The organism is Shewanella maritima, assembly GCF_004295345.1.
GTDB lineage: Bacteria > Pseudomonadota > Gammaproteobacteria > Enterobacterales > Shewanellaceae > Shewanella > Shewanella maritima.
Genome location: NZ_CP036200.1, coordinates 4,087,702 through 4,110,329 on the forward strand (window position 1 = coordinate 4,087,702; position 22,628 = coordinate 4,110,329).

Annotated in this window: 18 protein-coding genes; 6 read left to right on the forward strand and 12 right to left on the reverse strand. The window is 44.4% G+C overall.

All coding sequences use genetic code 11. From position 1 onward, the window contains the following. The first annotated feature begins 9 nt into the window (after positions 1 to 9). Positions 10 to 1,527 (forward strand): sigma-54-dependent transcriptional regulator, encoded by a 1,518-nt coding sequence (locus tag EXU30_RS17305; RefSeq protein ID WP_130602135.1) that lies wholly within the window; start codon positions 10 to 12, stop codon positions 1,525 to 1,527. A gap of 89 nt (positions 1,528 to 1,616) precedes the next feature. On the opposite strand, the gene EXU30_RS17310 is transcribed toward EXU30_RS17305, so the two are convergent. Further along, positions 1,617 to 2,180, reverse strand: a complete 564-nt coding sequence (locus EXU30_RS17310) for a hypothetical protein (RefSeq protein ID WP_130602137.1) — start codon at positions 2,178 to 2,180, stop codon at positions 1,617 to 1,619. Between the two features lie 294 nt (positions 2,181 to 2,474). Then, entirely contained in the window at positions 2,475 to 3,167 is a 693-nt protein-coding gene (locus tag EXU30_RS17315) for a LysE family translocator (RefSeq protein WP_130602139.1), read from the reverse strand. A gap of 100 nt (positions 3,168 to 3,267) precedes the next feature. Here EXU30_RS17315 and EXU30_RS17320 point away from each other — a divergent pair, with 100 nt between their 5' ends. From EXU30_RS17320 to EXU30_RS17335, 4 genes are all read left to right on the forward strand, one after another. Further along, positions 3,268 to 3,825 (forward strand): tRNA-uridine aminocarboxypropyltransferase, encoded by a 558-nt coding sequence (locus tag EXU30_RS17320; RefSeq protein WP_130602141.1) that lies wholly within the window; start codon positions 3,268 to 3,270, stop codon positions 3,823 to 3,825. Positions 3,826 to 3,880: 55 nt separating this feature from the next. Further along, positions 3,881 to 4,429 carry a hypothetical protein gene (locus EXU30_RS17325; protein WP_130602143.1) on the forward strand — a complete coding sequence of 183 codons (549 nt, stop codon included), beginning with the start codon at positions 3,881 to 3,883 and terminating at the stop codon, positions 4,427 to 4,429. A gap of 136 nt (positions 4,430 to 4,565) precedes the next feature. After that, positions 4,566 to 5,582: a LytTR family DNA-binding domain-containing protein gene (locus EXU30_RS17330; RefSeq protein WP_130602145.1), complete on the forward strand. Its 1,017-nt coding sequence runs from the start codon at positions 4,566 to 4,568 to the stop codon at positions 5,580 to 5,582. A gap of 131 nt (positions 5,583 to 5,713) precedes the next feature. Next, the gene (locus tag EXU30_RS17335; RefSeq protein WP_130602147.1) at positions 5,714 to 6,562 is read left to right on the forward strand and encodes a CPBP family intramembrane glutamic endopeptidase; all 849 of its coding nucleotides are present in this window, start codon (positions 5,714 to 5,716) and stop codon (positions 6,560 to 6,562) included. On the opposite strand, the gene EXU30_RS17340 is transcribed toward EXU30_RS17335, so the two are convergent. The 10 genes from EXU30_RS17340 to EXU30_RS17385 all read right to left on the reverse strand — a co-directional run bounded on the left by EXU30_RS17340 (position 6,548) and on the right by EXU30_RS17385 (position 21,032). Then, a complete protein-coding gene (locus EXU30_RS17340; protein ID WP_210147229.1) occupies positions 6,548 to 7,279 on the reverse strand; it encodes a DUF6445 family protein in 732 nt (243 codons plus the stop codon). The two genes, EXU30_RS17335 and EXU30_RS17340, sit on opposite strands and share 15 nt — an antisense overlap. Positions 7,280 to 7,330: 51 nt before the next feature. Then, positions 7,331 to 8,821: a tryptophan halogenase family protein gene (locus tag EXU30_RS17345; RefSeq protein WP_130602149.1), complete on the reverse strand. Its 1,491-nt coding sequence runs from the start codon at positions 8,819 to 8,821 to the stop codon at positions 7,331 to 7,333. A gap of 51 nt (positions 8,822 to 8,872) precedes the next feature. After that, entirely contained in the window at positions 8,873 to 9,916 is a 1,044-nt protein-coding gene (locus tag EXU30_RS17350) for a cupin-like domain-containing protein (RefSeq protein WP_130602151.1), read from the reverse strand. A 13-nt stretch (positions 9,917 to 9,929) separates the two neighbouring features. After that, complete coding sequence (locus tag EXU30_RS17355) at positions 9,930 to 10,661, reverse strand: SapC family protein (RefSeq protein ID WP_130602153.1); 732 nt, start codon at positions 10,659 to 10,661, stop codon at positions 9,930 to 9,932. Positions 10,662 to 10,968: 307 nt separating this feature from the next. Then, the gene (locus EXU30_RS17360) at positions 10,969 to 12,555 is read right to left on the reverse strand and encodes a tryptophan halogenase family protein (protein ID WP_130602155.1); all 1,587 of its coding nucleotides are present in this window, start codon (positions 12,553 to 12,555) and stop codon (positions 10,969 to 10,971) included. A gap of 373 nt (positions 12,556 to 12,928) precedes the next feature. After that, positions 12,929 to 15,937: a TonB-dependent receptor gene (locus tag EXU30_RS17365; RefSeq protein WP_130602157.1), complete on the reverse strand. Its 3,009-nt coding sequence runs from the start codon at positions 15,935 to 15,937 to the stop codon at positions 12,929 to 12,931. Positions 15,938 to 16,723: 786 nt separating this feature from the next. Beyond that, on the reverse strand, positions 16,724 to 17,125 hold the full coding sequence (locus tag EXU30_RS17370; RefSeq protein WP_130602159.1) for a hypothetical protein: 402 nt from the start codon (positions 17,123 to 17,125) through the stop codon (positions 16,724 to 16,726). 36 nt (positions 17,126 to 17,161) lie between these two features. After that, a complete protein-coding gene (locus EXU30_RS17375; RefSeq protein ID WP_130602161.1) occupies positions 17,162 to 18,160 on the reverse strand; it encodes a LacI family DNA-binding transcriptional regulator in 999 nt (332 codons plus the stop codon). A gap of 119 nt (positions 18,161 to 18,279) precedes the next feature. After that, positions 18,280 to 19,629 (reverse strand): glycoside-pentoside-hexuronide (GPH):cation symporter, encoded by a 1,350-nt coding sequence (locus EXU30_RS17380; protein ID WP_130602163.1) that lies wholly within the window; start codon positions 19,627 to 19,629, stop codon positions 18,280 to 18,282. Positions 19,630 to 19,703: 74 nt separating this feature from the next. Continuing rightward, a complete protein-coding gene (locus EXU30_RS17385; RefSeq protein ID WP_207234134.1) occupies positions 19,704 to 21,032 on the reverse strand; it encodes a GH1 family beta-glucosidase in 1,329 nt (442 codons plus the stop codon). 265 nt (positions 21,033 to 21,297) lie between these two features. Here EXU30_RS17385 and fucP point away from each other — a divergent pair, with 265 nt between their 5' ends. Further along, complete coding sequence (gene fucP / locus EXU30_RS17390; RefSeq protein WP_130602167.1) at positions 21,298 to 22,602, forward strand: L-fucose:H+ symporter permease; 1,305 nt, start codon at positions 21,298 to 21,300, stop codon at positions 22,600 to 22,602. Positions 22,603 to 22,628: the final 26 nt, after the last annotated feature.

The window sequence follows — 22,628 nt, forward strand, 5'->3', positions numbered from 1 at the left end:
ACAGAGTAAATGGCAGAATTTAGCGTAATTTTAGTTGAAGACAGTATGTCATTAGGGGCGCTATACAGTGAGTTTTTGTGCAGTGAAGGTGGTGATGTCAAGCTAGTCCAGCTAGGTGAAGAGGCGCTTAAAGAAATTAATCGGCAACCACCGGACTTACTGGTGTTAGACATTAAACTGCCAGATATGTCAGGAATGGATATTCTTGCCCAAGTGCAGCAAACCCATCCCGATATCACAGTGATTATGATCACCGCCCATGGCTCGATAGATATAGCCGTTGATGCCATGCGAGCTGGCGCTTTTGACTTTTTAGTTAAACCGTTTGATGGCAAACGATTGTCAATTACCGTGCGCAATGCACTGAAACAAAGACGCTTGTTGAAGCTAGTTGGCGATTATGAAAAAAGCTTACCTAAAGCTAACTATCAAGGCTTTATAGGTGAGTCTCTTGCGATGCAAACTGTATATAAAACAATTGACTGTGTTGCTGATAGTAAGGCATCAGTGTTCATTGTCGGCGAAAGTGGTACAGGTAAGGAAGTATGCGCAGAAGCGATTCATAAAGCAGGTAAACGCGCAGAAAAACCTTTTATCGCGCTAAATTGTGCCTCCATTCCTAAAGACTTAATCGAAAGTCAAATATTCGGTCATACCAAAGGTGCATTTACTGGCGCGGTTAATCAGCGTGATGGCGCAGCAACCCAGGCCGATGGTGGCACCTTGTTCCTTGATGAAATTTGCGAAATGGAGCTTGAGCTTCAAAGTAAATTATTGCGTTTTATTCAAACCGGCGTGTTTCGTCGTGTGGGTGGAACTAAAGATGAAAAAGTAGACGTACGCTTTATTAGTGCTACTAACAAAGATCCTTGGCAGCAGGTGCAACAAGGCGAGTTTAGGGAAGATTTATATTATCGCTTGCATGTTATCCCAGTAGAACTGCCACCGCTAAAAGAGCGCGGAAAAGATGTGCTGTTGATTGCTAAAAAATTGCTGCGCCAATATGCGACGGAAGAGAGCAAGCCGTTTAAAGGATTCAGTAAACAGGTGCAAACGGCACTGTGTCAGTACCCATGGCCTGGCAATGTCAGGCAACTACAAAATGTGATCAGGCAGATTGTGGTGTTAAATGATGCTCCTGAGGTCGAATTTGAAATGCTGCCACAGCAGGTCAAAACTCAACTAAGTCAAACGGCTAAACCTGTTTCGAATGCAAGTGAGACAGTGCAAGTTAGTACGCAGCTGGCCCATGCTAACCCTGTCGAGCCGTTTGCTGACCAAGCTCAGCTAGAGGTTGGAAGTGAGTATCAAAATACGCCTGAGCAAGCAATGCCAAATCAACAAGTTTCATCCATTACTAATGAGCAGATTGAGGCATTGTGGAAAACTGAGAAACGTACGATTGAGCATGCCATTGCCATGTGCGATGGCAATATTCCAAAAGCAGCAGCGTTATTGGATATCAGCCCATCAACGATTTATCGTAAAAAGCAGTCATGGGATGAAATGGAAGCTGCTGAGTCTTAATTCGATTCGTCGTAAAAAATAGCAAAAACGCCGCTTGAATATCATCAAGCGGCGTTTTTCATTTATTGAGTATATGAGCAGACTGAAAGCTAGGCTTCAGTGTTAATAGCCTGAGTCGTGTCATAGTAGGTTTGCATCGCTGCCATCTGCATATTCTTATTCATCACGTTAACCGTCGCGTTACGGGCTCCGTCATTATTTGATAAATAGTATGCTGTGGACGCTGACATGTGTTGATTCGAGCCTGTGGCAATATTGGCGAGGTCTGCATATATCTGGTACTGCTTTATGCCTTTCTTGAATGCCAGATAGTCTTCAATTTTCTCACCTTCATTCGGTAAGGTAGGCTCAAGAGGAGTGATAAACTCTTCATGTTTTTCGTCTATTTCCCTCGCTAGCTCGGCGGCAAGCTTCTCTTGTGCTTGCTTACTGATGGCTACTGAGGTTGAAGGTTGCGGTAGTTCGCGATTTTTAACTTGCTGCTGAGCGCGGGTCGCCTGGTAGCCACTTTCATTAGCTGAGCGAGTTGCATTGGTTTGGTTGACCTTTTTAACCGACTGCACCTGTTGCTGATTATTATCAGTTTGGTATTGGGTCAGGTAAGCCTGAGCCGCAGAAACCTGTGCTTGACTATTTAATGTTGAAAGTGCCATATGCGCTCCATCTAGACTAATCCACTTGTGCTTTTATTTTTGGATGCCCAAGCGGGTTAATTGATAGTCTTAGCCTAGCGAATAGCTAAAAATTGTTCATTTATTGGCGGGTGTTATTGAGCAAATACTACTCAGGATTAACAAGCAGGTTGCGACGCGGTACGTAATTGCAACCGGGTTAACCTTGATGATCTAACTTGTTAACAAATTTAGCCTTTGCTTAATAAGGTGTTTGTTTATGAGAATCTGGCTCATTAGCTAAGTTGAGCTAAAACCTGTTAAGGGAACTTTCGATTAGAGAGCTGTTTGACTTATAACAAAGCTGATGGCAAAGCCTGCACAGAGCATAATTATTCCCGATACAAGCTGCATTATTTTTACCGCTTTGGCTGATGTTAGCAGCTTTTGTGCGCTGGCTCCTAAAGCTGCGTAACAAAGGTTGGTACCACCAAAACCAGCAATAGATAGCAGCATTAACCCCAAAATGTCCATATAGCCAAGTTGTGTTACTGGCACAAATGCAGGGAAAAAACTGACATAGAACACTATTGCTTTAGGGTTGCTCATGGCTATCGCGAGCCCAGTTAGCAGGTGAGTTGTAGGCTTATTTGCCTTTACAGAGCTTGTTGATGGTTTATCTTCATCTCGCTGGTGTTGGCACTCTTGTTTGCGTTTGATACTTGCAACTCCATGCTGCATTTTTAATGAGGCATATATTAAACCTACGCCTAGATAAATCAGATAAGCAGCGCTGCAATATTGAATCACAACAAAGGCACTGCCCAACATGCTTGCCAGTGCGCTAAGCCCCAGTACGGCGAGTAAAATAAATACCACATCAGCCAGCGCCACGCCCAGCGTCATTAACGCAGCCGCACCAAAGCCGTGACTCATTGCTCGAGATACAATGGCGAGCACGCAAGGGCCGGGAATGACAGCTAGCGTAATTATGGCGATAAATAAGTTTAGGTAGTGATGGGCTTGCATTGAAGTATAATACCACTCTTAACTGATTCATTACTCTAATAAATTTTCACCTAAATTGTAGTAACCAGCTATCAACTATTGGCGAAGGCATATATAACTTATGTTTGAAATTATCTTGCTGACTCACTCAAGGGAGTTAATGCGCCCAAGCAATACCGGAAAATTGGTCGCAGAAGTGTATTGCGATTGCTTGGTCGTTGAGTGGCAGCGCAAAGAGCCTGATCAAAATTTATTGGCTCGCTTGCAAACTGGCAAGTATGCACTGGTATATAAGGATGATAGAGCTAGTTCAAGTGAAGAGCATAGTGCAGAAAATGGTGCTGAGCCTAGTGAGGTTAGTCGCTCGATTCAGCCGATTACAGAATCTGTTGCTGCAAGTTCAGTATCATGGCAAGAATTTGCAGGCGTGGTGATTATTGACAGTACCTGGCAAGAAGCGAGAAAAATCTACAATAAAAGCCCTTATTTACACTCTTTAGCTCACGTATATATCGCGAGCGAAACTGAGTCGTCATATCAGCTTAGGCGCAATCAGGTTGACGGCGGTTTGTGCACTGCTGAGTGCGCCGCGCACTTGCTGGCTATCGTTGGTCAGCAACAATCGTCAGATAACATACTGGCTAAACTTGCCAAGATGCAGCAAGCTCCTAACGCTTAGAAACTAGCAGTTATTTTACTTTCAGGATGAATTTACAGTGAATGTTCAGGAAAACATGAAAGCGTCAAAACACGTTCAACTAAACAGTTCTCAGCTTAATCCACATAAACCAGCATTAACCGCTGTGCAGACTGTGGGCAAATGGATGATGGTAGTGTGTCTTGGTCTTTATGGCGGCATAGGTGTTTTGATGCTTGTTAGTGCCATCGATGATTATTTGGCGCTAGGTAATATCAAGCTTGGGTTATTGTGTCTAATGGCGCTATGTTATTGTCTTACGCCATGGGCAGGCATGATTGCTGTTGCTGTTCAACAAGCCCCTTCTAACGAACACAATAGTCTAGAAAACGCTGGTTTAAAAAACATAAGGCATGGTACTCATTTCTATATCAGCTGGTTGCTAGGTTTGTCCTTCCTTGGTTTTCTATTTTTGGTTGCTCGTCCGCAATGGCTATGGGCTGATTATCTCGGCGCGCCTATTGCACTAGCCTTTAGTGTGGGAGATTTTAGCTTGGGGCAAGGTTGGATGCTTGATGGGTACGCGTTGATTATCGTTTTACTGCTTGGTAGACGCTTTAAATTATCTGTTAATACAGCAGCTTAAAATAGATGAAGCGTACAGGCACAAAGCGGTCAATTACTGCTAAAGCTCAAGTTCGTCTTGCCGTACACACTCTAGTATTTGCGTGCTGACACCTAGATGCTAATATTATTAGATATTAATGGATTAGTATTATCTTATGTTGATGTTATTAGAAAAGAGCAACAACCCTTATAAGGACATTATTCAAAGTGGCTTGTTCGTAGCCGCTATCACTTTGCTGATTTTGTTCGTATTTCAGCCCTTCGGGACTTTTGAGGCAGATATCTCCTATAAGTACTTGAAGCTATTTGGTTATGGCGCAGTAACGTTTTGCGCCATAGTGTTGGCTGGGCTGCTAGAACTGATGTTGCTTAATCCTCAAACGTTTACTCAATTGGAGAAGTATAAGCGCCATCGTTTCTGGATTGTGCCTTTATTGTACGTTACGTGCGCGGCAATATTTAATCACGGGTATTTTGCCGTTTCTGTGCTTGGTGCCTGGCATTGGCAAAATCAGCTATTGTTTTTTTTGTATGTTGGAGCGGTCGCGATTTTCCCAGTCGCGTTTTTGGTAGTCAACAACAGTAAGAATAAGGTCGGTAATCGTGAGCACAGTCACCTAGATTACAGTAGTCTTGATCACAGTAAGCATCAGCGAACTAATCAACAGCTTGACGCAGGCTCAATGAGTATTGACGATGTCCAGCCTGAGAACCTCGATGAGTCAACCCATCCCGTTTCTGATTTAGCTAAGCAGGCCCATAGTAAGTCTGTGTCAAGCGATCTAATCGCCCTCGTTGGCGATAATAAAGCCGAGCGACTAGAAATCAGTGCATCTCAACTTGTTTATATCAAAGCAGCTGAAAATTATTGTGAGGTAGTTTATTTACTGCAATATGACGAGAATCCCGAACTCCAGGTTAGTGAGAAAAAAGCCGCATCGCAACAAAGTGTATTACTGAGAACCTCGTTGACCAAACTACTCGAGCAAACTCCGGCAGATGTTAAAGTGATGCGCTGTCATCGCTCTTATGCAGTTAATGTTGAACAAGTGACTGCATATTCAGGTAACGCTGCAGGTTTATCATTGCAGACAGATGCATGTGATTTATCGGTTCCAGTCTCTCGGCGTTATGTTAATGACATTAAAGCGGCATTGTCAGTCAGCCCTTGAGTCTTGTCATATGTCCCTCAAACCTGCCAAATAGCCCTTTAGTTAAGTGTTTATCCCTTAGCTGTCGAACTCACTCTATATAAGTGACAACCTTTTCGTGTGTTCAATATATACGTTAAAAGGTTTTCGCTATGACAAGAAATACAAAAGCACTTCTGTTCATTTTGGTATTCGCACTGTGCCACTTTTTCATGAAGCAACTATGGGGAGAAAATTGGTCTGAATATCTGCTGAATATTGATGGCCAAACAAACCTCTTACGTAAACCCATAATCCTTACCTTTATTTATGGGCCTATGTTGTTATGTGCTTACTGGATGTTTAAGCGTGCAGGTTGGCTTGAGATATTAGGCCTTAAACCTCGCGGGGTGCTAAATTATGGCCTGGCCGCTATCGTTTGTTGTTTGCCTATGTTTGCCGGATACTGGTACCTCAGCCACGAGATTAACTCGTCATTTGTCGATTTTATGATTGGCTCGGTGTATGCGGGCTTTTTTGAAGAAGTGATATTTCGCGCAGCGTTATTTGGTGTGCTATTTCGCTATTGTGGCCTCGGGTTTGTGCCAGCGGCATTGGTCAGCGCCAGCGTATTTGGTTTAGCGCATATTTATCAAGGTAACGATGCAATATCAGCATTATTGGCCTTCGCCATTACTGCTGTCGGAGGAACTTGGTTTGCGTGGCTATATTGTGAGTGTAATTATCGAATTTGGTTTCCGATGTGGATGCACCTCTTTATGAATGCAGCGTACAACTTCTTTGTAATGTCAGGTGGTGCGGTAGGGCAGTTAGATGCAAACCTGTATCGCGCAATGGCGATTATCATGAGCTTAATTTATGTTGGCTGGCTTATTCGCAAAGGCAAACCGCGTGAAATAACAACAAGAAATCTTTGGGTTAACAAAGCTTATTTACGCTGTGACGCTACCACCTCACCAAAACCTTCCAGTTGTCAGTCATCTCATTTACTTAAAATGTAAGAACAAATTAGCAGTGAGTCTGCCCGTTTCAGGGTTGGCATCAATGTCTGTTTGTGGGTCTACCAATGTTGAGTGCAGCAAATTGCCGGGATAGATGGCAATGCGGTTTTGCTTGTACTCGATTTGATCGTAGAGCTCAAAGCTGTGATTGCTGTTAGTGCAGTAGGCTGGGGTTGGCTCGCAATCATTGCGCTGGGCTTGCTGCGCATTTTCTTTGTCTAACTGGTTAAAGTAATGCTGCATATTCTGCTGGTCGATTCGCTCTAAACCTGTTGATTTATGACGGAAAAAACCTGTCGCGCCGTGTGAGCTGTCGTTTAGGTAATGCAAAATGGCAAAGTAATAAGGGCTTGGTGTGTCAAAGTGCGGCATACACTGGGCTGGAGCCAGCTGGTCTGCTGTTTTAGTCAGCAATGAAAACACCAGGTTTTGCGGCGTTAGGCGCAATGAGTGCGGAATTCGATAAACGTCATACACCATTTGGAACAGGTAGTTGATGACTTCAATACTGTAATCTTTGGGTAGCGGTGCTCGCAGCCCTGGGTAAAAAGTATGTGAGTCGGGTGCAAACGGAGCATCTGCGGCTATTTGTTGCAGCAAACTTAAGTCATGGCAAAAATCGTCAATGATGATCACAGGCGTGCGGCTGTGGCCAATCAGCTTTAGCATAGGTTTAAATGGTTTTACTTCAATAACCCTATTTTCGACAGCTTGCACGCTTGCTCCTTTTCCTTGTTTGATTTAGCACTTGTTAACTCACTGGTGCTGTTAATCTAGAGCCACTTTCGACGGGCAATAGTGTTTTACAAAATCAAAATGTGCCGGTAGCGCATCAACTTTGCGTTTTACATTGCCACGAATATTCTCTAAAAATGCGTTGAGCTCTTCATCTTCCATCATGTCGACGATTGGATGATAGCTATTTGGTGTTAAGCCCTGGCCTAACATCACTTGTACCCATGAGCTTACACCAAACAGATCGCTGTCTTGTTTGTATACCTTGCCCGAATCTTTGAACAGCTCAATACGATGGGCGAGGGATTGTGGTATTTCCATGTTCTTACAGTGACGCCAAAAGCGGCTGTCTTTACGCTCTGTCACCTTGTAATGCAGAATAATGAAGTCTCGAACATAGTCCATTTCCAGTAGGGTTTGTTGGTTAAACTCGTTGATATCCGACTCATTGATCCCAGTTGATGGGAATTGCTGCAATAAACGAATAATGCTGCGTTGAATAAGGTGAATGCTGGTGGACTCAAGTGGTTCTAAGAAACCACTTGAAAGACCAATGGCAACACAGTTTTTATTCCAGTGTTTTCTGCGAGTGCCGGTTTTGAATTTAATGACGCGAGGTTGGTTTAGCGGCTCACCCTCGATATTGCTCATCAGCAGCTCAGTAGCATCGGCATCACTTAAGAATTTGCTGCAATAAACGAGACCATTACCAGTACGAGTTTGCAACGGGATGCGCCATTGCCAACCAGATTGATGGGCAATTGAGCGAGTATAGGCAACTGGCTCACCCACTGAGCGAGTTTGCACCGCAATAGCGCTGTCGCAGGGTAGGTAGTGGCTCCAATCTTCAAAGCCGGTATTTAGGGTTTGCTCAATTAATAACGCCCTGAAGCCGGTGCAGTCGATGAACAAATCTCCTTCAACCATCTCACCGTTTTCAAGCGCTAACGCTTTTATATTGCCATTATCATGCTGCAAAACCTGCGCAATTTTGCCCTCGATGCGCTTTAGGCCTAAGCTCTCAGCCATCTTACGTAAAAACTGGGCGTATAAAGTGGCATCCATATGGTATGCATGGTTTTGGTCTTGATTGGGTAATACCGCAAAACGGCCATTACGTGCGGCTAAATGCTCGGTGCAGTAATCACCAATGGGTTTAACGATACCCAGTTTTTGTCCTTTATTCCAAAAATGCGCAAAGCCACATGCCCAGCAGTCTTTACCTAAAAAACCAAATGAGTGCAGATAGTCTTTGCCTACGTCGCGCCAGTTTTCAAAATTAATCCCAAGTTTGAAGGTGGCATTGGTTGCTGCCATCACATCTTGCTCTTTTAATCCCAGTAATCGATGAAACAGGTGCAGTGTTGGAATTGTCGCTTCGCCCACGCCGACCGTGCCGATTTGGTCAGACTCAACCAGTACCACATCGAGGTTTTTACCCATTAATTTGGTGATTGCAGCAGCTGTCATCCAGCCAGCGGTGCCACCGCCAGCAATTACTACGCGTTTTACTTGTGCTGTCATAATGGGATCCTTCTTTAGGTATCTTATTAGTATTATGGGTTTGTAATTGGGTTAACGTCTGAGCTTATTGCTAAGGTCTGCCCGCAGCTTACGGGCATTTAACTCATCTAGCGGTGTGGTCAACATGCCTTGAGCGCCTTGGGGAATATGTTGATTGTCGTCTAGCTCATCATTAAAGATGTAGTAGTCAAAAATCGCTTTCCATGCCTGACGCTGAGCTTTTGGCAATGAGCGCAGACTTAGCATAGCGTGCATTAGTGAATTGTTAGGCCTGCCCATAAAGCCTGGCGTGTCGCGCCACCAGTGGGTGAGTAATACATTGAAGTCATCGACTCCAGTTACCTGATGCCACCACATGCTTGGGATAAACAACACATCGCCCGGGTTAAGCTCTACCTGTTGAGCCTGTGCTTGAGCCAGCTTAAATTTTGGGAACTTATCAAAGTCAGGCTGCTCAACATTAACCATACTGATTGGTTGACCACCTGGAGCAAACTCCATAGGGCCGATATACAAGTTAGCGATTTGCTCAGGCGGAAATAAGGTAAAGCGGCGGCGGCCAACCAAATTGCAAGCTAGATTTAACGGGAAGTCAAAATGCGCAGCAACATTGGTTTGATTGCCAAGCCAAAGGTTAGTTAGCGGTGAAAGCCCACCAAGCTGTAATGTGTTTTGCTCGGCAAATCCTGGAAAAAACTGCTGCACATCGGTAGAGCCCATATAAATGCCAGTACCAGTTGGCGTTTGCTGCTCTTGTTTTAAATGATCAAGTACTACAGCGAGCGGTGCTTGACCTGCTGAGTAGTTAAAGCCAGTTAGCTCATCGTTGTAAAACACTCTGCCTTGATGCTCGCTAGCTATCTTGTAGCCTATGATGGGCTTGTCTGCGTTAAAGCGTTGCAGATACGCCATTGCACTGTCGCTGCTATCTAAGCCCGCTTGCACAATCGGGAAATGCTCACACAAGCCTTCAAATACCAATGGCTTGGTCGCATCGTGAATGATCGCCAACACTTGATTCATATCATCAGCGCCGAGCTTGATGTGTTCAACCGCCTGGTACGGGTGTGATGAGCTAGTATTTGCTTGCTTCATAGTGTTTTGGCTACTAGTTAAATGCACGGCCAACCTGGACATTTTTACGGTCGATTAGATTACGCATGTTTGAGTGCGACGCTAACACCATATATATGGCTTGCAGGTAGCCTTGTTGATGCAACTTAGTGATGGCATCGGCTGGCAGTTCTGCGAGGGTATCTTCATTAATGGTGTAAAAGCCGATCATTTGGTTTTGACTGCCATTGTCTAAAGTAATGTCTAAGGTAAATGACTCAAGCAGCTCTAACTCGATAAGAGCTTGAATAAAGGCATTATTGTCTTGCAGGCCATGGTGAATGGTTTCTAGCATGTCAGCGACTTGCTCAAGATAGTCGGTATTACCACCAAACTCATGGAATAGCGCCTCACCATCCTGGCCAACTCTTGGGTTTGCCATGTCGATGTGAATAACGCGCTGCTGTTGCGCAATGCCATCTTCTTGCAAGGTTTGTTGACCAATCAAAAATGGCTGCCTGCGCACGGTGAGTGGTACATAGCTCGCATCCCAACCTTGCTCGGTTAAGAACAGGTTTTCTTGCTGCTGAAACCCAAATAAGGCCACAGGATAAAACTGACCATTGGTATCCTTGTTGAAGAAAATAGGGTAGTGGGCTTGCACAGAGCGAAACTCAATCGGGAAGGTCACTGAGAACCACACGTTATCACCTAGCTCGCCACTATGGCGGGTATCAATTTTGATGTTTTGGTGCTCGACACTGTTCAGTAACACATGTTGGCTCATAGTGGACGTCCTTTCATTGCTGTTGTTCGTTGCAGTTGTTAATTGTTAATTGTTATCTGTTATATCTGCCGTTTCGCTTGCTGCTATATATTTATAGCTTCAGCGCTGTTTTAATTAGAGCGCTACTTATACCAATTAGCACAAGAGTGTGATCATTCTTACTGGCTAAAATCGCTTATAACTTCGTTAGAAATTTTGTAGTTAGAGCCACTAGCTAGCTGCAATTTCCGCCTTGTTCTAAGCGATTTTTTCTGCGTAATCTTTGAACACTTATTTATCCTAATTGGTATTAAACCTGTAGTCAGTCCTAAATTAATGGAAACGGGTGACTCGCGAGTTGTTGTAATAAGTCTCTATTGCTCGGTAAGGCTTTCGCGAGTTGCATTGTGCGTTGCTGGTTTTCATTAAATAATTGCTGCGCTTGACGCTTTAGCGATGGTTTAAGCTGGGCTGGCATCGCGGTGTAATTTGGACGCATGCCATAAAGTACATACTGGTAACTGGCTGCAGGAAATAAAGGGTTGCGGTGATTAATATCTGCGACACTTGGCACATGGTGTCGCCACAGTGCAAGCTTATGTCGTAGCTCGTCACTGCTACTTGTTTCGTGTCTATGATCTTGCCAGTAATCGCTTTGGCGCTCACTTAATACGTAATGCAGCTTTAAAAACTCAATGATTTGCTGCCAGTGCTGCTCAAATTGTTTATTTACTCGCGTAGAAATGGTGTCCATTACCTGTCGATTTGCCGGCAGCTGCTCAGCAACCTGACTTGCTAGCCACTCAATCAATGCTAGCGCCGAGGCTTCAAGTGGCTCGATAAAACCCGATGCCATGCCAATGGCTACACAGTTTTTGTGCCAACAACTCGCGCGGTAACCTGGCGCGATACTGAGTTTGCGTGGGTTGATGTCTGAAGCTTTATCACCAATAGATGGGGTTAAGTAGGTGATTAGCTGCTCAAGGGCTTGGTCATCACTTTGATGATCTGACGAATAAACATGACCAACGCCGCGACGCGTAGGCAAGCCAATGTCCCAAACCCAGCCATTATCTAATGCGGTAGAATGGGTGTTTGACGCAATGGGCGTGTCATCGTTATCGTAAGGAACTTGTACAGCCAGGGCGCAGTCGTTAAACAACACCTGTTTTTGGCAGATAAACGGCACGTTTAATGCGCCGCCGAGCAGTAAGCTTTTTACGCCACTGCAGTCGATAAATAAATCGCCGTTAATCAAGCCTTTGCTACGACATTGCACCGACTCGATATCCCCAAGCTCGGCTAGATGAATGTCATCAACATGATCGCGAATATGGTTAACGCCAAGCTTACCCGTGCAGTGTTCGCGCAATAGCTCGCTGAATTTACCCGCATCCAGGTGATAGCCGTAATTGTTAATAAAGCCATATTGTTTAGTCGAACCAAGCTTTGGCGCAAGTGACGCTTTAGCGATTGCTTCTTGGTTTGATACTGCAGCCGCGAAAGCTACTTGCTCATGATGCGGTAGCCAATAATTGCTGATATCAAATTGTGGTTGCCCAGCGGGTAAGCTAAATGGATGCAGGTAACTGGCTGGAGATTGCAGAGGGTTGTGAGTTGCTTCTGTACACCAATTGATAAATTTTGAGCCTTGCTTAAAGCTGGCGTCACAATGCAGAAGAAATTGGGTTTCATTGATACCAATTTTCTCAAGTGTGCTGCGCATTGACGGCCAGGTACCTTCACCAACGCCAATAGTGGCGACATCGGGAGATTCAATTAAGGTGATATCAAGCTTAGGCGAGGGAGCAAGTTGACCTTTGTCAGCGTTATGATGAGCCGCAAGTAATCCTGCGGTGATCCACCCCGCAGCGCCACCACCAACAATGACTATCTTGCTAATTGGTTTTTGCATAGCTCATACCTAGGTTTTTTTATTATTGTTTTTATTTCTGCTACCTTTTTGATGTAACAGCTAGAAATTTCTAGCATTCAACAAATTGTAAGCGCTTGCAAGCCTTGGGTGTTAAATAATTGTTTCGGCTGAATCTTCAGTGAATTGCCTCAGTTTTGAGCTTTCGCTTCGCCACGGCCTGCATTGACAAAGTCATTTGTACAAAAAAGTGGTTAAACAAAATTGGCGACATCCTTATCGCCAAATTTTATGTTCCTTATAAAAAAGCGGGGTAACAGGGTTACCCCAAACGACCTAACTTTGAACAGGGCTAGCTTAACCTGTAAAACAACGACAAATGGTTAAGCTAGACCTTTGGTTTTCTAACAGAGTGTTAGAAGGTGTAACGTGCACCTAGGCTGTAACGAGCACCAGTTTGGGTGTAGTTAAGTACTTGAGTCTCGCTACGACCATGTTGACGTGTGCTTTCATCAGTAATATTCAGGCCTTCAAAGAACACTGTGAGTCCTTCAACAGCTGGAATATCGTAACCAACGCTAAAGTCAACCTGTGAGTAGGCTTCAGTGTAGGTTGGGTTGGCACCTGTACCATCGCCGATTTGATTCAAGAACTTGTCACGCCAGTTCCAAGCTAAACGAGCCGAAAATCCGTAATTCTCATAAATAGCAATTACGTTCGCGGTATCTGATATATTGGTGAGTACGTTTTGCTCGGGGTCACCCGCTCGACCTAGGTTGGTATTATCATAACTGTCACCAGCATCAACCAAGGTGTAGTTGGCTTGCATACCAAAGCCTGTATCACCAAAGAAGTGCTGCACCGCAAATTCCCAACCATCGATTACTGAGCTATCGCTGCTATTGGATGGGGTAGTGATAAGGAATGTCATGTCAGGGTCACCAGGGTTACCCGTGATTTCGATGTTGCCGTTATCTGGGTTAAGCGTCACGTTTGGATCGGTTGCGCCATAGTTATCATAAATCCACTGACGTTGCTCAATTGCAGTCGTTGCACCAGCGGCAATTGCTTCTTGTACGTACACACCGTTTGACGGGTCAGCAATGTTGTAAATGTTCGACTCAACTACGTTACTGTCAATAAAGTTAGTTACATCTTTGCGGAAGTAACCCACAGATACATAGCTTGCATCGTCATAGTACCACTCAGTTGACAAGTCATAGTTGGTCGATTCAAGCGGCAACAGACTTGGGTTACCCGCGGTACCACTACCACCACCACGGTTAGCTAGGGTACCGACTGTGGTGCCACCTTGAATTGAGGTGTAATCTGGGCGACCTATAGTTTGGCTATACGCTGCACGAACATATACGCTGTCGATGACTTCAATATTGAAATTGAAGTTAGGTAAGAAGTAATCGTAATCACCAGTTTGGGTCTGGAATACGCGGTTGTCAGCTGCATTGCTACTTAGCGCAATCTCGGTTTCAGCAATCCAAGTCGCTGTATCATAAGCAGTTACTGCTGATCTAGAGGTTACATCTGTTTTTTCATAACGCAAACCTAGGTGCACATCAAATGGCATGTCGCCGATTTCACCAATATAGTTGTACTGAATATAGGCTGATTGCGATTCTTCTTCAGTGTAACGGTCAGTGTCGCTGGCATAGTCAGTAGATGGGCAGAAGCCATTACCACAGTCACCGATAGCGGTAGAGCCATAAAGCTCAGCAGCACGAGCACGTACAGCTTCAAAATCCCAGAAGAAGATAGTATCTAGCGGCACAGTCGATGCACTACCTTGATAGTCTGAGAAATTACCTTTTGAGCCATCAAACTTATCTTGTACTGTGTCAGCTGGGAACCATGCAGGGTCTAGGTCTCCCGCTTGGCCCACACCGCCCCAGTCATTACGTTGTACATTGACCGATTGTGAATGGTTGTTAACGTTTGTTAGAGCGATACCAAAATCAATGGTGCCAGCTTCTTCTAAGTCAAAGTTACCATTGATTTGTAGTTGGTCGATTTCAGATCGGTTTTGCGAGTTACCAAATACTGAGCCTGTTACACGCATGTCTTCAGGGGTAAGAGGCTTATCTGTACCGACAGCTAATACTGGGATGTCACCAGTGAAATCAGTCGCTGCACTGTTTCTAATAAACGCTGCAGTACTCATGTTTGCTGAGCTGCCATATGGGCTGTTTGGTGTTTGCTCCGCGTATGAGCTGTGATAATCAAGCTCAAGTGCTAAACGCTCTGATACATCCCATTCAACATTGAAACCTAATGAACCTGATTGATCGCGGGTACCAGAAATACCAGCTGCCATTGAAAGGTCGGCGCCGCCGTCTGGGTAAGTTTCAGAGTAAACAAGTGGTGATGAAACTGGGCCATCAGACCAGGTACTTTCTTGGGTCGGCACAAAGTTAAACCAGGCTGAAACATCATGGTGACGAGTTTCAATATCGTTACGCATGTAGGTGTAATCAAGTGTGGTTCGAATTGATTCAGTTGGCTCATACTGCAGTACTAATTGACCATTAGTACGCTTACGCTCAACCTCTTCAAATCGGTAAATCGTGGTTTGTGGTACACCGTAAACATCGTCATCACCAGGGCGATTAATTTGGTTGTCATCTTTTGGTACGCCGCCCCATTCAGGGTTAGCACCCGGAGCGCCGCTCCAGTCTTGGTCAACACTGCCAGGGAACGAACGCCAACCTGTACCCACTTGTGCCTGTTGGTTGCCGCTTTCACGGGCTTGGTAACTGGCCGAAATCGAAATACCAAACTTGTCATCGGCAAATGTGTTGGAATACAAGCCAGATAGCTCTGGTGTCACTGAGCCTTTGTCTGTTGATGTGTCATCAACCGCTTTAGCGCCAAAGGTAGCTTTCATGCCCGGGTTATTCAGTGGTCTGTGCGTCAAAACATTAATCGTTGCACCTATGCCACCGGTTGGGTTTTGCGCCTTAGCGGTTTTTTCAACTTCAACTGCGCTAACTGCTTCAGAAGCAATGTTGGCAAAATCAAATGAGCGTGAACCTGTAGTGACCGGCATTTGACGGTTGTTTAATAAAACTAGGTTTTGATCTGCACCGAAACCGCGCACAGATACACGAGAACCTTCACCGTTACTGCGATCGATCGATACACCCGTGATACGTTGCAGTGATTCTGCAAGGTTAGTGTCTGGGAACTTACCTATGTCTTCTGCGTTAATCGCATCGACAATCCCACTTGAGCCGCGCTTTAAATCCATTGATTTAATCAAGCTGCCACGAATACCGCTGACCTGGATTACTTCTATGTTTTCGTTTTCGGAAGCGTCATCTGCTGCTTGTACTGGCGCTACTGAACCGAGACCAAGCACTAACGACAAACTTGTCGCGACCTTGGTTTTGGTAAATGCTCTTGTTTTCATCTAGGAAATCCCCATTGACTAGATTTTCTTTTGTAGGTTTTGTTTACGCCTCAAACGTAAACAAATTTGTAATTCTCCTTTAGCGCCTACGCGATCTGACTTAGCACATTAGTGTTAATAAAGTGTTGTTTTCAGACTCAATGTAAGCGCTTACATTTAAAACCTAGATTAAATTGTGACCGCAGTCAATAAAATTAAAACGATTTTATTACAAAAAATTAACTTCGTGTGTATATTTTTGTAAAGAGTATTATATTAGCAATTGATTTATAAAGGCTTTTATCAAGCAAGGTTTGCTACTCGTTAAAATGATGGAAATGTAAGCGCTTTCTTTTTTATGGGTAGGAAAAAGGATTTCGGTTAGTGGCTTTAGAGGGAGGTGTGCTTAATGCATTCAAAGTCACTATGGATTTGAATTGATAGCAGTTTAAATTAAGTATCTGAATGTATGGAGTTTTGGTAATTCGGCCACGAAGTTAATTTGAACATTACAGCTTGCGCGAGTGATGGAATTAACAATGGAAAGAGTACAGCCTGCGCAGTAGCGCAGGCGCTAAGCCACCTGAGAGGGCAGATGAAAGCCAAATGAAAGAGCGCATTAAGAGAAGTTAGCTAAACGCAGTATTCGCACACGTAAGCAAGCTCCTGTTCAGCTCAATTCAAGGTTGACAAACTCCCAGCTAAGGGGCTGTTTTGCCGACGATATGGGTTAGGTACGAGGCGGAACTTGCAAGAATTTGCGCGAGTTCTTTGTCCAAAGCGCTTCTAGTGCTAGTTATATGACGACTATACACAATCTTTGAGGTGAGCAATGAGAACCTCTAATTGCTCTTTTGAAATATAAGAATGACCAACAGCGCTACTATAAAACAATAAGCCTGTAATGTACGTTTTTACTTGCACTCCCTTTTCGGGGAAGTGACCACTGAATTTGAAATTAACATTAGCAAAACCGCATTTAAACTTAACTTTACCAACGAAATTTGTATCTTCTAATGTCTCTAAATTACCAATTACACGTTGAAGCTTATCGCCTTTTATCGGCATAAACCTGTCAATATAGTGAGATTGAGAACCTGCACAATATAAACTGTATCCGTTAATAGTATCTGTATTTGCTTCAACACTACCAAATGAGAAGGTAGCTTGATCGATCTTACTTCTCGATTTAATACTAACGATACTCAAACCCTGTCCACTCTTTCTTTGTCATATAAAACAGGCTTAAGCTTGTTTCGCTGAACCTCTAACATACAACTCTGGTTTAAAGCAGCTGTCAACATCGACTTCTTGATGGTTGTAAACCTGCTTTAGCACCCAGCGCGCAGCCATATGCCCCATATCATCAATGGGGTTACTTATGGTGCTGAGCGTTGGTGTGATGTAAGCCGGGAAGGGAATGTTGTCGTAGCCGATAAATGAGATATCGTCAGGTACTTTTAGTCCACGCTCAATGCACACCGCAATTGCGCCCGACGCCATCTGATCACTGGCGCACACAACAGCTGTGATTGGCTTATTAAGCGACAACAAATGCGTCATAGCATCTGCACCGCCTTGTTCTCTAAAGTTACCCTCGTACCAAAGCTCAGGGTCAAACAGCAGGTTATGTTCTGCAATGGCCTTTTGATGGCCGCGTAGCCTGTCTCTGGCATCGAGTTTATACATAGGGCCTGAGATGTAGGCTATGTTTGTATGCCCTAGCGATAACATGTGGTCGGTTGCCATATAGCCGCCAAGCTCGTTATCCAGATAAACACAGCGCTCTTTAATCGCCTCAATATAGCGGTTAATTAGCACGATTGGCGTGGTGCCTTTGCTTAGCTTGATGAGGTAGTCATCTGACACGGCTTCAACATCGAGAATGAGCGCATCACAGCCGCGACTCATTAAGAAATCGATGCCTTCTTTTTCTTGTTGCTCGTCACTGTGACCCGCAGCAATGATTACGTGCTTGTTGGCGCTACGCAGTGAGGTTTCTATTTGGGTCATCATTGGCCCATAGAAGGGACCATCAAGTTGTGACACAACCACGCCAACGCTGTTGGAGCAATTAGAGGCCAACGACTGCGCTATGTTATTTGGTTTATAGCCCAGTGAGTCCATGGCATCGAGCACTTTTTGTCGAGTCTTTTCACTGACCTTAGTGTTGTTGTTCATCACTCGAGAAACGGTCGCTAATGAAACGCCCGCTAACACTGACACATCATATATTGTTGCCATAAATTACTCGATTCTATCCCTGTAATGTTACTACATACTCAGCTTAATCTGCCCCTGAGTATTAACTTTTGCTTTGATTGACTACATTCATATGCTTTTGGTTAATCACCGAGCTTCATTTATTGGCCTTTAGTGGCAAGTGATTGGTTTTGCAATGTAAGCTGCTCGTTAATCTCGCTTACCTTGCGGTCATTTAGGATGTACCAACGCATCACAATTGCCACCAAGATGGAGCCAAAAGCAGGGTATATCGTAAAGGAAATCAAGATCCCGTCAAGCGCAGTCGCTGTTTGTGGGCTGTCGGCAACATAACCATAGCCTGCCAATAACCAACCCGCTGCTGCACCGCCAATCGCCACACCTAATTTAATGAAGAAAATGATCGATGAATAAATCATCCCGGTGATCCGCACACCGGTTTTGTGTTGACCATAGTCAACGGTATCTGCCATTTTTGCCCACAGTAATGGCGTTGCCATATTAAAGCTAAAGCCCCATAAGATGAACAAACCAAAGGCAAGGTAGACTTGCTCTGGTGGGACAAAGTAACTCACAATACACAAGCTAGCGGCGATTACCTGCAAGCTGATATAAGCCTTTACTTTACACACCCGTTTCGCCAATGGCTCGGCAAGAACACAGCCTGCAATATTGCCAAGCATACCAAGGGTGATAAATAAGGTGACTGAGTCTGGCATGTTGAGGTAGTACTTCACATAGTAAATCGCCAGGCTAGTTCTCAGCACCATCCCAGACATCAAGCAGATAGCTGCAATAGACAGTATGCGCCACTGGTCGTTTTTGAATAAAAAGCCAAAGTCTTGTTTAAAGTTAGAACGCTGATCAACTGGTGGATGCAGCCTTTCTTTGGTTCCCCAAAAACAGGCGATAAACATGGCTACGCCTAAGATACTCATGGCAGTAATCGTTAGCTGATAGCCTTTAGCTTCATCACCTTGTCCAAGATATTCAACCAGTGGCAAGGTCATACTCGACACCATTAGACCGCCCAGCATGGCAAACACAAAACGGTAAGACTGCACTGATACTCGCTCTTTGGGGTCTGCAGTTAGCACGCCACCAAGGGCGCAATAAGGAATATTGATGGCGGTATAGACCATCATCAGCGCAGTGTAAGTGACAAAGGCGTATACCATTTTGCCATTTTCGGAAAGATCAGGTGTAGTGAATGCCAGCACACTAATAAAACCAAAGGGCAGGGCAAACCAAAGTAAATAAGGGCGGAACTTGCCCCATTTAGTTTGGGTGCGGTCTGCTAATGAACCCATTAATGGATCGGTAATCGCATCTATTAGCCGTACTGATAAAAACATAGTGCCGACAAATGCCGGAGAAATGCCGAAAATATCGGTATAAAAGTAGGTTAAAAACAGCATTACGGTTTGGAACACAATATTGCTGGCAGTGTCACCTAAGCCGTAAGCTATTTTCTCTTTAACGCTGATCATCCTTGGCCTCTTATGATTGTTATTTGCGCAAGTGGTTTGCTTATCTTAGATGAGAAGCAAGCTGTATTTTTGTACTATCTACGAGCGTTAAGCAAGTTTCTGTATGCTAAGCCACTGTTTTTAATAGTGCGCTCTTGTGTTTCATAGTTTACATACACAATACCAAACCGCTTTAAATAGCCCTCGGCCCATTCAAAGTTGTCCATTAGGCTCCAGGCAAAGTAGCCCACCACATTGACCCCTTGATTAATGGCAACGTCAACGGCATTAAGGTGTTGCTGGTAATAATCAACCCTGTCTTGGTCGTTTACCTGACCGTTTTCAAGCTTATCCGCCATGGCTGCACCATTTTCAGTGATGTACACCTCTGGCAATGGATAAAGCTCATTCAAAGAAGTCAGTAAATCAGTAAACGCTTGTGGGTAAATCTCCCAGCCGATATCGGTTTTAGGTTTATGTGGCATATCAATTTGCTGATATTGCATGTCATCGCAAGCGGTATAGACGGCGCGGGTGTAGAAGTTAATGCCAAGGAAATCCAGTGGCTGTTTAATTATGTCGAAATCACCGGCTTCAATTGTTGGGGTATTATCACCGAGTGATGCAAAGCTATCTGGGTAGCAACCGTCAAATAAAGGTTTGATATACCATTGATTCATATATTCGTCGGCAAGCTTGGTTGCGTGAATATCCGCTTCACTTTCTGTAGCGGCGTAACACGGAGTGAAGTTGAGTACTATGCCGTTTTTGCTATTTGGACTATTGGTTTGTAACACTTTCATGGCTAAGCCGTGAGCTAGCAAAATATGGTGAGCAGCTTGACGACCATCTTTAACGCTGGCTTTGCCTGGTGCGTGAATACCTACCTCATAACCTAAATAAGCACTGCAAAATGGCTCATTAAATGTGGCGTAAGAATAAACTCGATCACCAAGAGCTTGGCTGATTTTGCCGGCGTAATCGGCAAAAAGGTAAGCGGTTTCACGATTAAGCCAGCCACCGTTATCTTCTATATGTTGCGGTAAGTCCCAATGATATAAGGTGACAAATGGCTTAATGCCACGCTGGTTAAGCTCATCTAGCAGCTGAATATAAAAGTCGACACCTTGTTGATTGAGGCTACCATCTTGGTGGATCACTCGTGGCCATGAAATCGATAGGCGATAGGCGTCCACGCCAAGAGACTCAATTAAATCAATATCTTGCTTCCATAGCTTGACGTGTTCACAGGCTTGTTTGCCGTCTGAACCATCACGAATTTTTCCTTTAGTGGCACAAAAAGTATCCCAAATACAAGGTAAGCGAGTGTCGGCTGCGCCCTCAATTTGAAACGAGGCGGTGGCGACACCAAAAGTAAAGGCTTTGCTCGCCATTGGCGATTCAGTCGGTACGGTAATCTTCATATTCATTAATCACTGACTATTAATTAGACTTTGTTTTATAAGGCTTTTATTTGCTAATGAATCCCGATTTTAGTTGTCCGATGTGCCAAATACTGCTTAAAAATCGTTGACATCGGTTATCGGTATGTTAAAAATGAAAGCGCTTACATTGAGAGTAGAGATTAATTTACAAAAGGTCAACATTTGTTTCGTTGCTTTAGTCGAGCGGCATGAAGTCAGTATTTAGCGAGAAACAGATACGACCAAATAACCAAAAGGTAAAACTATGGCTGGTGCACCGTCGATGGAGCAAGCTGAGGCTTCGCAAGCATATAAATCACAAGGCGATTTTCGATTTCCGTTAGTGGTACTCACCTCGCTGTTTTTTATGTGGGGCTTCCTTACGTGTTTAAACGATATCCTTATCCCTTACTTAAAAAATCTATTTGACCTTAGTTACACCCAGGCGATGCTAGTACAGTTTTGCTTCTTTGGTGCCTACTTTATTGTGTCAATCCCGGCCGGGGCGCTAGTAGGCAAAATTGGTTATCAAAAAGGCATCATTACAGGCTTAATTATTGCCAGTATTGGTTGCTTTTTGTTTTACCCATCAGCCAGTTTGGCTTCATACAATATGTTCTTAATTGCGTTATTTGTGATGGCTTCAGGGATCACTATCTTGCAGGTTTCGGCAAATCCGTATGTCAGTGCGTTAGGGCCTGCTGAAACGGCTTCATCAAGACTGACCATGACCCAAGCTTTTAATTCTTTAGGGACGACGGTGGCGCCATTTTTTGGTAGCTGGCTAATTTTATCGACGATGCCCCATGGCGATGATGTGACTGACGCCGCAGTTGCTGCAGCCGCGCTTTCACCTGCAGAGCAAGCTAGTGCTGTGCAAATGCCCTATGTGATGCTAGCAGTTGCTTTGGTGATTCTGGCATTAGTGTTTTTATTCTTAAAATTACCGCTATTAGGTATTAAGGATAACGGGGAAGCTCAATCGCAAGCCACATCAGTATTTAGCGGCGGCGCGTGGAGCCAACGCCACTTGGTGTTAGGGGCTGTGGGCATTTTTGTATATGTCGGCGCTGAGGTTGGCATTGGTAGCTTTTTAATCAGCTTTTTAACTCAGGCAGACATTGGTGGTTATACCGAGGCAGAAGCCGCTAAGTACATCGCTTATTACTTTGGCGGCGCTATGGTTGGGCGCTTTATTGGTGCATTGGTCATGCAAAAAATTGCGGCAGGTAAAGTGCTGGCATTTAATGCTGTAAGCGCATGTGTGTTAGTGGCGATAGCGATTGCAAGCTCTGGGCATACCGCAATGTGGGCGCTAATTTTTGTGGGTTTATGTAACTCGATTATGTTCCCAACTATTTTCAGCCTAGCGCTGCAAAATTTGAAACAACACACCAGTCAAGGCTCGGGTATTTTGTGCCTCGCCATTGTCGGCGGGGCAATCGTCCCATTGCTTCAAGGGGTGATGGCCGATAACTTGGGCGTGCAAATGGCGTTTATTTTGCCTTTGGTATGTTATGCCTATATTGGCTTTTATGGCTTAAGCGGCAGTAAGCCACGTTTAAGCTAACGGTTACAGACTTAATTCGCTTAGCA

Excerpts from the sequence above, each read along its gene's own strand:
- EXU30_RS17305 (WP_130602135.1), top strand. The coding sequence starts at position 10 with ATGGCAGAATTTAGCGTAATTTTAGTTGAAGACAGTATGTCATTAGGG.
- EXU30_RS17310 (WP_130602137.1), bottom strand. The coding sequence starts at position 2,180 with ATGGCACTTTCAACATTAAATAGTCAAGCACAGGTTTCTGCGGCTCAG.
- EXU30_RS17315 (WP_130602139.1), bottom strand. The coding sequence starts at position 3,167 with ATGCAAGCCCATCACTACCTAAACTTATTTATCGCCATAATTACGCTA.
- EXU30_RS17320 (WP_130602141.1), top strand. The coding sequence starts at position 3,268 with ATGTTTGAAATTATCTTGCTGACTCACTCAAGGGAGTTAATGCGCCCA.
- EXU30_RS17325 (WP_130602143.1), top strand. The coding sequence starts at position 3,881 with ATGAAAGCGTCAAAACACGTTCAACTAAACAGTTCTCAGCTTAATCCA.
- EXU30_RS17330 (WP_130602145.1), top strand. The coding sequence starts at position 4,566 with ATGTTGATGTTATTAGAAAAGAGCAACAACCCTTATAAGGACATTATT.
- EXU30_RS17335 (WP_130602147.1), top strand. The coding sequence starts at position 5,714 with ATGACAAGAAATACAAAAGCACTTCTGTTCATTTTGGTATTCGCACTG.
- EXU30_RS17345 (WP_130602149.1), bottom strand. The coding sequence starts at position 8,821 with ATGACAGCACAAGTAAAACGCGTAGTAATTGCTGGCGGTGGCACCGCT.
- EXU30_RS17350 (WP_130602151.1), bottom strand. The coding sequence starts at position 9,916 with ATGAAGCAAGCAAATACTAGCTCATCACACCCGTACCAGGCGGTTGAA.
- EXU30_RS17355 (WP_130602153.1), bottom strand. The coding sequence starts at position 10,661 with ATGAGCCAACATGTGTTACTGAACAGTGTCGAGCACCAAAACATCAAA.
- EXU30_RS17360 (WP_130602155.1), bottom strand. The coding sequence starts at position 12,555 with ATGCAAAAACCAATTAGCAAGATAGTCATTGTTGGTGGTGGCGCTGCG.
- EXU30_RS17365 (WP_130602157.1), bottom strand. The coding sequence starts at position 15,937 with ATGAAAACAAGAGCATTTACCAAAACCAAGGTCGCGACAAGTTTGTCG.
- EXU30_RS17375 (WP_130602161.1), bottom strand. The coding sequence starts at position 18,160 with ATGGCAACAATATATGATGTGTCAGTGTTAGCGGGCGTTTCATTAGCG.
- EXU30_RS17380 (WP_130602163.1), bottom strand. The coding sequence starts at position 19,629 with ATGATCAGCGTTAAAGAGAAAATAGCTTACGGCTTAGGTGACACTGCC.
- EXU30_RS17385 (WP_207234134.1), bottom strand. The coding sequence starts at position 21,032 with ATGAAGATTACCGTACCGACTGAATCGCCAATGGCGAGCAAAGCCTTT.
- fucP (WP_130602167.1), top strand. The coding sequence starts at position 21,298 with ATGGCTGGTGCACCGTCGATGGAGCAAGCTGAGGCTTCGCAAGCATAT.